Here is an 11215-nt window from a genome sequence, read left to right as displayed (position 1 = left end):
TAGTATCCGTGATGTCGGATAACCCATGAGGCAGGGCAGTCGTGCTGCCTCTGCCAGGCAAGAGGAGCCCCCATGAGCCAGAAACAGATCTATGTAGTAGGCGCTGCCCGTACCGCGATCGGCACGTTCGGCGGTGCGCTGAAAGACGTCGCCCCCACCCAGCTGGGTACCCTGGTGGTCAAGGCCGCGCTGGAACGCGCCAAGGTCGATCCGGCCGCTGTCGGCCAGGTGGTGATGGGCAACGTGATCCCCACCGACTGCAAGGACGCCTACCTGTCGCGCGTGGTCGCCATGGACGCCGGCATCCCCAAGGAAACCCCGGCTTTCAACGTGAACCGCCTGTGCGGCTCCGGCCTGCAGGCCATCGTGCTGGCCGCGCAGTCCATTCTGCTGGGGGATGCCGACGTCGCGGTGGGCGGCGGCGCCGAGTCGATGAGCCGCGGCCCTTACCTTGCCCCCGGCGCACGCTGGGGTGCGCGCATGGGCGATGTGCAGATGATCGACTACATGCTGGGCATCCTGCACGACCCGTGGCAGAAGATTCACATGGGCGTGACCGCCGAAAACGTGGCGGCGCGCTACGGCATCAGCCGCGCCATGCAGGACGAGCTGGCGCTGCAAAGCCAGCAGCGTGCCGCCCGCGCCATCGCCGAAGGCCGTTTCAAGGAGCAGATCGTTCCGGTGGAGATCGCCGGCCGCAAGGGCACCGTGGTGTTCGATACCGACGAGCACGTGCGTGCCGACGCCACCATGGAGCAGCTGGCCAAGATGAAGCCGGTGTTCCAGAAAGACGGCTCGGTGACGCCGGGCAACGCCTCGGGCCTCAACGACGGCGCCGGCGCCGTGGTGCTGGCCAGTGGCGAGAAGGTCGAAGCGCTGGGCTTGAAGCCGCTGGCGCGCCTGGTGTCCTGGGGCCATTCCGGGGTCGAGCCGGAGTACATGGGCATCGGTCCGGTGGAAGCGTCGCGTCAGGCGCTCGAGCGTGCCGGCCTCGGCGTGGCGGACATCGATGTCATCGAATCGAATGAAGCCTTCGCCGCCCAGGCCTGTGCCGTCGCCAAGGAATTGGGATTCGACCCGGAAAAGGTCAACCCGAACGGTTCCGGCATCTCGTTGGGCCACCCGGTGGGCGCCACCGGCGCCATCATCACCACCAAGGCGATCTACGAGCTGCAGCGCAGCGGCGGCCGCTACGCGCTGGTGACCATGTGCATCGGCGGCGGGCAAGGCATCGCTGCGGTATTCGAACGCGTGTAATCCGCACTAAGGTGTATAGAGGAGGGGACACGGCGGCCAGCTGGCTGGCCGCAACCCGCCTCTTTCGCGACCGCCAACGACAGAAGAAGTGGCACGTATGCAAACCGAGAAAATCACCGTCACGCCCTCCGCCTACACCTACCCGCTGCTGATCAAGCAGCTGCTGCACACGCCGCTGGCCGTGGCGCCGGAGCAGGAGATCGTCTACGCCGACAAGCGCCGCTACACCTACCGCGAGTTGTCGCGCCGCATCGGCCGCCTGGGCCATGCGCTGACCCGGCTCGGCGTGCGGGGCGGCAGCACGGTGGCGGTGATGGACTGGGACAGCCACCGTTATCTGGAGTGTTTCTTCGGCGTGCCGATGCTGGGCGCCGTGCTGCAGATGGTGAACGTGCGCCTGTCGCCGGACCAGATTCTCTACACCCTGAACCACGCCGGCGCGGAAGTGGTGCTGGTGAACCAGGACTTCCTGCCGGTGCTGGAGGAACTGCGTCCCCAGCTCGACACCGCCAAGACCTTCGTGCTGCTGAGCGATGACGACACAGCGCTGCCGGGCGGTTTCGCCGGCGAATACGAAAGCCTGCTGGCCGACTGCCCGGACCAGTACGACTTCCCGGACTTCGACGAAAACACCCGTGCCACCACGTTCTACACCACCGGCACCACCGGCCAGCCCAAGGGGGTGTATTTCAGCCATCGCCAGTTGGTGCTGCATACCCTGGCGGTGTGCAATACCCTGTCGCTGTCGCCCGAGCAGGGCGGTTTTCATCGCGACGATGTCTACATGCCGCTGACGCCGATGTTCCACGTGCATGCCTGGGGTCTGCCGTACATCGCCACCTTGGCCGGGGTGAAGCAGGTGTATCCGGGGCGCTATCACCCGTCATCCATCCTCAGGCTGATTCGTGACGAGGGCGTCACCTTCACCCACAGCGTGCCCACCATTCTCACCATGCTGTTGGTGGACCCCCTCAGCCGCGACGTCGACCTGTCGCGCCTGAAGGTGGTCATCGGCGGCTCGGCGCTGACCTCGGCGCTGGCGCACCAGGCGCTGGAGCGCGGCATCGACATTTTTGCCGGCTACGGCATGTCCGAGACCTGCCCGGTGGTGGCGCTGGCCCAGCTCGATCTCGCCGAACTGGCCGCGGCGGACGAAGAACACCAAGTAGCCACCCGTGTTTGCACCGGCCGGCCGGTGAGCCTGGTGGATCTGCGTACCGTCGACGCCCGGATGGAGAGCTGCCCGAAAGACGGCAAGACCGCCGGCGAAGTGGTGCTGCGCGCGCCCTGGGCCAGCATGGGCTACTACAACAATCCGCAAGCGTCCGAACAGCTGTGGAGCGGCGGCTGGTTGCATACCCAGGACATCGGCCACATCGATTCGCGTGGCTACCTGCAGGTGACCGACCGCATCAAGGACGTGGTCAAGACCGGTGGCGAGTGGGTGTCCTCGCTGGAGCTGGAAGAAATGCTCAGCCGTCACCCCGGCGTGCGCGAGGCGGCCGTGATCGGCGTGCCGGACGAGAAGTGGGGCGAGCGCCCGCTCGCCCTGGTGGTGCCGAACCCGGACTACGCCGGGGTACTGACGGTCGAGGAACTGCAGGCCCACGTGATGACATTCGTCGAGCAAGGGCTGATTTCCAAGTACGCGGTGCCGGAACGCGTGCTGTTCGTCGAACAGCTCGCCAAGACCAGCGTCGGCAAACTCAACAAGCTGGCGCTGCGCTCACAGTATCACTGAGCGCCACCCAACCCCGGCCGGACGCAGCCATCCCCGACAAGCTATCCCGTAGCCAGGCCCGGCGCGTGAATGACGCCCCGGCCGGCAGGGGACGGTGCGCGCGTCAGGCCCCTCCGAACCCACAACCCGGCCGCTCGCATCACGGGGCGAACGGACCGATTGCCACCATCACCACCCCACATCAGGAGAGAGAAATGAGTGACTACGTCGCTCCCGTACAGGACATGCTGTTTACCATGCAGGAACTGGCAGGCCTTGCCGACGTGGGCAAGCTGCCGGGTTGGGAAGAAGTCGGTGCCGATCTCGCCGAAGCCGTGCTGGACGAAGCCGGCCGCTTCGCCGGCGAGGTGCTCTCGCCGCTCAACGTGGTTGGCGACCGCGAGGGCAGCCGTCTCGTCGACGGCAAGGTGGCGCTGCCCACCGGCTTTGCCGAGGCTTACCGCCAGTTCGTGGATGCCGGCTGGAGCGGTATCGCCGCGCCCGCCGAGTTCGGCGGCCAGGAGCTGCCCCAGGTGCTGGCCAAGCCGGTGACCGAGATGTGGAGTTCGGCCAACCTGTCGTTCTCGCTGTGCCCGATGCTGACCCAGGGGGCGCTGAAGGCGCTGCTGCACCATGGCTCGGTCGACCAGCAGAACGCCTATCTCGCCAAGCTGGTGAGCGGGGAGTGGACCGGCACCATGAACCTGACCGAACCGCAGGCCGGCTCGGATCTCGCCGCGGTGCGTAGCCGTGCCGTTCCCGAGGGCGATCACTACCGCCTGTTCGGCAGCAAGATCTTCATCACCTGGGGCGATCACGAGCTGACCGACAACATCGTGCACCTAGTGCTGGCGCGCCTGCCGGACGCACCGGCCGGGGTGAAGGGCATCTCGCTGTTCGTGGCGCCGAAATACCTGCTGAATGCCGACGGCTCCCCAGGCGCGTGTAACGATATTCAGTGCGTGTCGCTGGAACACAAGCTCGGCATCCACGCCAGTCCGACCGCGGTGCTGGCGTTCGGCGAGGAGGAGGGCGCCATCGGTTATCTCGTGGGCGAACCCAATTGTGGCCTCGAGTACATGTTCACCATGATGAACCACGCCCGCCTGGGCGTCGGCCTGGAAGGCGTGGCCATCGCCGAGCGCGCCTACCAGCAAGCGCGCGACTATGCCCGCGAGCGCGTGCAGGGCCGCGCCGCCGGCCACGATAGCGCCGGCCCCATCATCCGCCATGCCGACGTGCGCCGCATGCTGCTGACCATGCGTGCCCAGACCGAGGCGGCGCGCGCCATCGCCTACGTCACCGCGTCCTACATGGACCTGGCCGAGCGTCACCCGGAGGAGGCCGAGCGGCAACGCTACCAGGCAGTGGTGGAACTGATGACCCCGGTGGTGAAGGGCTGGTGCACCGAGATGTCGCAGGAAGTGACCTCGCTCGGCGTGCAGGTGCACGGCGGCATGGGCTTCATCGAAGAAACCGGCGCCGCCCAGCATATGCGTGACGCCCGCATCATCACCATCTACGAAGGCACCACCGGCATCCAGGCCAACGATCTGCTGGGCCGCAAGACGCTGCGCGAGCAGGGCAAGACCCTGCGCCTGGTGATCGACGAAATGCGCGCCGACTGCGCCCGGGCCCGCGCCGTGGGCGGCGAACACAGCCGGCAGCTGGTATCCACGCTGGAAGCGGCGATCCAGTCGCTGGAAACCGCCACCGCCTACCTGTTGCAGGTTGGCGGGGAGGCGCCGCTCCACGTGCTGGCCGGCGCCGTGCCCTACCTGATGCTGGTGGGCACCGTGTTCGGCGGCTGGCAGATGCTGCGTGGGGCCAGCGCGGCCCAGGCCCGCATCTCCGCCGGCGAAGGCACGCCGTTTCACCGAGCCAAGATCGATACCGCGTTGTTCTACGCCACCCACATCCTGCCGCGGGCGGCGATGAATGCCGAAGTGGTATGCCATGGCGCCGCGGCCACGCTGGCGTTCGAAGAGAGCGAGTTCTGATCCAGCTCGTCCGCTGGCCGCCGCCCCTCATCGGGCGCGGCCTTTTTCATGCTTGCCCGCTATGCGGGTGTCGAACCGTGCGCATGCCGCCAGGTTGGCCGAAGGCCGTGGGCGGAGCGCTGGCAACAAGGAAGTGATATGCAACAAGGTCGATTGATGGTCCGCCGCGCCGCGGTGCTGGGCGCCGGTGTCATGGGAGCGCAGATCGCCGCCCACCTCGCCAATGCCGACGTGCCGGTGCTGCTGTTCGATCTGCCCGCGCGCGAGGGCGACAAGAACGGCACCGTCCAGTGCGCGCTGGAAAACCTGGCCAAACTGGAACCGGCGCCGGCAGCCACCCTGGAGCGCCTGCAGTATGTCGATGCGGCCAACTACGACGAGCACCTGACGCTATTGCGTGGTTGCGACCTGATCATCGAGGCCATCGCCGAAAAGATCGAATGGAAGGACGAGCTATATCGCAAGATCGCCCCCTTCGTATCGGAAGGGGCGGTGCTGGCATCCAACACCTCCGGCCTGTCCATCAACCGCCTGGCCGAGGCGCTGCCGGATGCGCTGCAACCGCGCTTCTGCGGCGTGCACTTCTTTAACCCGCCGCGTTACATGGCGCTGGTGGAACTGATCCCGACGCGCCAGAGCGATGCCACCATGCTCGACGCACTGGAAACCTGGCTCACCTCGCGCCTGGGCAAGAGCGTGGTGCGCACCAAGGACACCCCCAACTTCATCGCCAACCGCGTCGGTGTGTTCTCCATGTTGGCGGTGATGCACCACACCACGCGGCTGGGGCTGGGTTTCGACGAAGTCGACGCGCTCACCGGCCCGAAAATCGGCCGTCCGCGCAGCGCCACCTACCGTACCGCCGACGTGGTGGGGCTGGATACCCTGCTCAACGTCATCGACACCATGCGTACCCAGCTCCCGGACGACCCGTGGCATGCCCACTACCGGGGCCCGGAGTGGATGCTGAGGCTGGTGGAGAAGGGCGCGCTGGGGCAGAAGGCCGGCGGCGGCATCTTCAAGAAAGCAGGCAAGGACATCCTGGTGCTGGACCCGGTCAGCGGTGACTACCGCCCGGCCAGCAGCAAAGCGGTACCGGAAGTGGAAGACATCCTCGCCAGCAAGAGCCCGGCCGAGCGCTTCGCCCGTCTGCGCGCCAGCACGCATCCGCAGGCCGAGCTGCTGTGGAGCATCTTCCGCGACGTGTTCCATTACTGCGCCGTGCATCTGGGTGAGATTGCCGGCAACGCGCGCGACGTGGACATGGCCCTGCGCGGCGGCTTCGGCTGGGCCCAGGGGCCGTTCGAAATCTGGCAGTCGGCCGGCTGGCAAGCGATTGTCGGCGCCTTGCGCGACGACATCACCGCCAGCAAGACCATGAGCCAGGCACCGTTGCCGAAATGGGTGTTCGCCCTGCCGGCGGCGCATACCGCCGAAGGCTCCTGGTCGGCCGTCACCCGGCGTTACGAAGGCCGCTCCGACCTGGCGGTCTACCAACGCCAGCTCTACCCCGAGAGCCTGCTGGGCGAGGCGTCGCCGGAAGCGGGCGAAACGCTGTGGGAGAACGACGGCGTGCGGCTGTGGCAGCACCCGCTGGATACCGGCATCGCCATCCTGTCGTTCAAATCGAAGATGCATGCCATCGGCGAAGAAGTGCTGGACGGCGTGCTCTCGGCCGTGGCACGGGCCGAACAAAGCCACGACGGGCTGGTGCTGTGGCACGAGGGGCCGTTCTCGGTCGGCGCCAACCTCAAGCAGTTTGCCACCGCGTGCGCCGCCGGCGACTGGGCATGGCTGGATGCCACCCTGGCGCGTTTCCAACAGGCGGCAATGAGCCTGAAGTATGCGCAGATTCCCACCGTGGCGGCGGTACAGGGCATGGCGCTGGGTGGCGGCGCCGAGTTCATGCTGCAGGCCATGCACCGCGTGGTGGCGCTGGAGAGCCGCATCGGGCTGGTGGAAAGCGCCGTGGGCCTGATTCCGGCCGGCGGCGGCTGCAAGGAGCTGGCGCTGCACGCCGCCACGTTGGCCGAAAAGCAGGAAGATGGCGATCCGTTCGCCCACATCCAGACGATGTTCCGCCATCTGCTCACGGCCACCGTGGCGGGCAACGCGTTGCAGGCGCGCGAGCTGGGCTTCTTGCGGGAGGCGGACGATGTGATCCTGAACCCGCACGAGCTGCTCTACGTGGCGCTGCGCCGCGCCCGTGCCATGGCCGAAGCCGGCTGGCATCCCGCGCTGCGCCCACGCCGGGTGCGCGTCGCCGGCACCGCCGGCATCGCCGCGCTGGAGCGGCAGCTGCAGGCACTGCAGGAACAAGGGAAGCTCTCGGCACACGACCGCCGGGTCGGCCGCGCCGCAGCGGTGGCGCTGTGCGGCGGCGAGCTGGCCGCCGGCAGCGAGGTGGACGAAGCCTGGCTGTTGCAGATGGAGCGCGAACAGTTCCTGGCGCTGCTGCACACTAGCGAAACACAGCACCGCATCGTGCACATGCTGGAAACCGGCAAGCCGCTGCGCAACTGACCCCGCCCGCCTTGCGCCGTCAGACCACGTCACGCCCCTCCCGCAGGGGCGTTTTCATTGGCGCGGCGCGCAGCAGCGCATGCCGATGCACGGTCGCCATGCCCCCCCCATGACGGGGGGCTTGCCCCGTCTCGGCGCTCTGCAGAATGTAGCGGCCGGCTTGGGGCGAGGACGGCAGACGGCCTTCCCGCGATCGATGCATGGTCGTGCGCCCCTTCCGTCGCAACGCCGAAAAACCACAAGACTAGGACAACGACGTGAAGCGCAATCTACCCGTAACGGAGACGGAGCACCTGCTCGACCCCCTCAAGCCGGTGGTGAGCAAGACCGATCTGAAGGGCATCATCACCTATGCCAATCCTTCCTTCCTCGAGATCAGCGGCTTCGACAAGGAGGAATTGGTCGGCACGTCACACAACATCGTGCGCCACCCCGACATGCCGCCCGCCGCGTTTGCCGATCTGTGGCGCACCATCCAGGCCGACCGACCCTGGCGCGGGCTGGTGAAAAACCGGCGCAAGGACGGCGGCTACTACTGGGTGGATGCCTACGTCAGCCCGATCACCGAAAACGGCCGGAAGGTCGGCTACATGTCGGTACGCAGCACGCCCTCGCGAGAAGACGTGGCCCGCGCCGAGCAGCTCTATCGCGCGGTGAATGCCGGTCAGGCCCGCTTCCCCGCCAGCAAACACCGCTACACTCTGAGTATCAACACCGCGATCATGCTGTTCGTCGGGTCCATTTTCTGCCTCGGCCTGATCCGCACCTTGCTGCAGGGGCCAGCCTACATGGCGGTGGCGGTCTTGCAGATCCTGATCATGTTCGTCGGCGGCTTCTGGCTGTCGCGCCGTATCAGCACGCCGCTGCAGCAGGCGGAGCGGGTATTCCAGCGCATGGTGGAGGGCGATTTCCGCGCCGAACTGGATACCCGCGCGCCACGCGAAGTGGGTGTATTGCTCAGCCGCATGCAGACGCTGCAGATCAATCTGCGCGCCCTGATCTGCGATATCGTGCTGGCCGCCAGGGTGGTCGAAGGAGAGTCCGAGCGCATGCGTGCCGAGTCGCGGCAACTGGAATCACGCGTGGCGGCGCAGGCCGACGGCATCGCCACCATGGCCGCCACGCTGGAACAATTCACCGCCGCGGTGTCGGAAATCAGCGAATCCACCCGGCGCGGCACCGACTTCGCCGAGGAAGCCCGGCAGCGGGTGACGAGCGGCCAGGCCGAGATGGCGCAGTCGCGCCAGGCGTCCGATGTCGTCATGGCCACCGTCGCGCAGGCTGGCACGCTGCTCGACGGCCTGCAGGGTGCCGTGGCCGAGATCGACTGCATCACCCGGACCATCCGCGAGGTCGCCGATCAGACCAATCTGCTCGCGCTCAACGCCGCCATCGAAGCTGCGCGCGCAGGCGAGCAGGGACGCGGCTTCGCCGTCGTGGCCGACGAGGTGCGCAAGTTGGCCGAACGCACCGGCTGCAGCACCGAGGACATTTCCTCCACCATCGTGCGCGTGCAGGACAGTACCCGCAGGGTGCTGGAGGTCATGCAAGAGACGGCCGCCGCCGTCACCAACAGCGCTACCCGGCTGGAAGCGACCCAGCAAGCGTTTCGCGAAATCCATTCCGCCAGCAGCGGCGTGGCACGCAGTTCGCACGACATTTCCACCTCCCTGGCACAACAGAGCGAAGCCGCGCACAACATCGCCAGCAGCATGGAGCAGATAAACGTCCTTGCCAGCGAAAACCAGGCCACGGTGCGCCGCTTCAAGCTGGCGGCCGACACCCTGCACCGCGCCGCCGACGAGCAGCACGCCTTGCTGGCTCATTTCGACAAATAGCGGCCGGGCAACGGCAGTCCCCACCCCAGGATACGGCGGTGGGGGCTGCGCGCCTTGCCTACCCCCTGTTTTTCCTGCGATCCCCCCTGTTCAGGGGGCGGCCTCACGGCGAACCAAGCTCTATTGTTGGTGTAGACGGGTGGCTCGAACGAGCGACCTGATCGCCAAATACATAAAAAGCAGGAGGAGAAATGGTGGAGAACAACCGGAGGCAGACCATCAGACTGCCACTACTGGCCGCCGCAACCGCATCGGCGCTGATGGCGATGTCGGCCCAGGCATTCGAAATCGATACGGGCAACAGTGATCTGACGGCTCGCTGGGACAACACCGTCAAGCTCAACCTCGCCAACCGGCTGGGGGCGCAGGACTCGCACATCACGCAAAGCCCGAACTTCAACGACGGCGACCTCAACTTCAGTAAAGGATCGATGACGTCCGAGCGCATCGATCTGTTCAGCGAATTCGAGCTCAACTACCGCCGCCAGATGGGGCTGCGCCTCAGCGCCGCCGCCTGGTACGACGCGGCCTACGATAATCTGGACAACGCCAACTCCACGCCGAACCATCTGGTCGATGGCAAGCCCGCAACCGGCTTGAGCCCGTACACCAACCGCTATGCGCATGGACCTTCCGGCGAACTGCTGGAAGCCTTCGTGTTCCGCAACTTCGATTTCGGCCAGCAGAAGCTCAATGTCACGCTGGGCAAGAGCACGCAGTTGTGGGGCAACAACGTGCAGACGCTGCTGCACGGCATCAACTACGGCCAGGCGCCGCTGGAGCTGGAAAAGATCTTCGGCGTACCGCGTAACGAGCTGAAGGAAGTCTTCCTGCCGCGCAACCAGCTCACCGCGGATTACCAGCTTTCGCCGCAATGGTCGTTCGGCGCGCAGTATTTCCTGGATTGGCAGCACTCGCGCTTCCCCGAGGCCGGTTCCTACCTGGGCATGTACGACCTGGCGCTGGACGGCGGCGAGTCGGCCTATCTGCCGGGCAAGGTCGTGCCCCACGGCAACGACATCACCCCGAGCAAGCAAGGCGATTTCGGCATCAACGCCAAGTGGAGCCCGCAATGGCTGGGCGGCACTCTCGGCCTGTTCTACCGCCGCACCTCGGACTCCTTGCCCGACACCGTGGTCTATAACCCGGCGACCAACTCGTATTCGGTCGCCTATGCCGGCGATATCGATATCTACGGCATCAGCCTGACCAAGAACATCGCCGACACCAAGGTGGGGGTGGACCTGAGCTACCGCCAGAACATGCCGCTGGCGAGCCAGCAGTTCCTCACCGTGCTGCCGGCCAAGGCAGGCACTCCGGGCTTTATCGGCTCGCTGCCGCAAAGCGGCGAAACCGGCGGCGCCGTGGGCGACACCTTGCACCTCGTGCTCAATGCGTCCCACGCCTTCGGCAAGACCCCCTTGTTCGATCGGGCATCGCTGATGGGCGAACTGACCTGGAACCGGATGCTGTCGGTGACCAGTGGCTATGCGCAATATCGCGGCAACCCGGCCTACACCGGCATCGACAAGTCCACCCGCGACTTCGTCGGCATGGGAGTGAACTTCGTGCCGACCTGGAACCAGGTCTTCCCCGGCGTGGATCTGTCCCTGCCGATCAGCTACACCGTGGGGCTCAAGGGCGAGTCGTCGGTGCCGCTGGGCGGCAACAAGGGCACCGGCAACTATTCGGTGGGCCTCGGCGCACTGGTGAAATCCAAATACCAGTTCGACCTCAAGTACACCTCCTTCTTCGGACCGTACGAAACCGCCCCCAATGGCACGGTGAAGTCGTATGCCGGGCTGATGAGCCTGCTGAAAGACCGGGCGACCTTGTCGCTGACGTTCAAGACCAAGTTCTGATCCTTTGGGGAAATA

6 protein-coding genes are annotated in these 11215 nt (G+C 66.3%); all 6 read left to right on the top strand.

What is annotated here, in order from left to right; genetic code table 11:
• Positions 1–72: 72 nt before the first annotated feature.
• The 6 genes from ABKF58_RS15800 to ABKF58_RS15775 all read left to right on the top strand — a co-directional run bounded on the left by ABKF58_RS15800 (position 73) and on the right by ABKF58_RS15775 (position 11200).
• On the top strand, positions 73–1257 hold the full coding sequence (locus tag ABKF58_RS15800; protein WP_482581864.1) for an acetyl-CoA C-acyltransferase family protein: 1185 nt from the start codon (positions 73–75) through the stop codon (positions 1255–1257).
• A gap of 97 nt (positions 1258–1354) precedes the next feature.
• Positions 1355–2998, top strand: a complete 1644-nt coding sequence (locus tag ABKF58_RS15795; RefSeq protein WP_482581862.1) for a fatty acid--CoA ligase — start codon at positions 1355–1357, stop codon at positions 2996–2998.
• Between the two features lie 194 nt (positions 2999–3192).
• Positions 3193–4977 carry an acyl-CoA dehydrogenase gene (locus ABKF58_RS15790; protein ID WP_482581860.1) on the top strand — a complete coding sequence of 595 codons (1785 nt, stop codon included), beginning with the start codon at positions 3193–3195 and terminating at the stop codon, positions 4975–4977.
• A 138-nt stretch (positions 4978–5115) separates the two neighbouring features.
• On the top strand, positions 5116–7500 hold the full coding sequence (locus ABKF58_RS15785) for a 3-hydroxyacyl-CoA dehydrogenase/enoyl-CoA hydratase family protein (protein WP_482581859.1): 2385 nt from the start codon (positions 5116–5118) through the stop codon (positions 7498–7500).
• A 257-nt stretch (positions 7501–7757) separates the two neighbouring features.
• Positions 7758–9338, top strand: a complete 1581-nt coding sequence (locus tag ABKF58_RS15780; protein WP_482581857.1) for a methyl-accepting chemotaxis protein — start codon at positions 7758–7760, stop codon at positions 9336–9338.
• Between the two features lie 191 nt (positions 9339–9529).
• Positions 9530–11200 carry a DUF1302 domain-containing protein gene (locus ABKF58_RS15775; protein WP_482581855.1) on the top strand — a complete coding sequence of 557 codons (1671 nt, stop codon included), beginning with the start codon at positions 9530–9532 and terminating at the stop codon, positions 11198–11200.
• Positions 11201–11215: the final 15 nt, after the last annotated feature.

It is taken from the genome of Pseudogulbenkiania sp. AW2-16 (genome assembly GCF_056824575.1).
The sequence above is the reverse complement of the archived record's forward strand: the minus strand, read 5'-3'. Positions and strand labels throughout refer to the sequence as shown.

Bases quoted from the DNA above. Each gene is read 5' to 3' on its own strand.
- ABKF58_RS15800 (WP_482581864.1), top strand. From the start codon at position 73: ATGAGCCAGAAACAGATCTATGTAGTAGGCGCTGCCCGTACCGCGATC.
- ABKF58_RS15795 (WP_482581862.1), top strand. From the start codon at position 1,355: ATGCAAACCGAGAAAATCACCGTCACGCCCTCCGCCTACACCTACCCG.
- ABKF58_RS15790 (WP_482581860.1), top strand. From the start codon at position 3,193: ATGAGTGACTACGTCGCTCCCGTACAGGACATGCTGTTTACCATGCAG.
- ABKF58_RS15785 (WP_482581859.1), top strand. From the start codon at position 5,116: ATGCAACAAGGTCGATTGATGGTCCGCCGCGCCGCGGTGCTGGGCGCC.
- ABKF58_RS15775 (WP_482581855.1), top strand. From the start codon at position 9,530: ATGGTGGAGAACAACCGGAGGCAGACCATCAGACTGCCACTACTGGCC.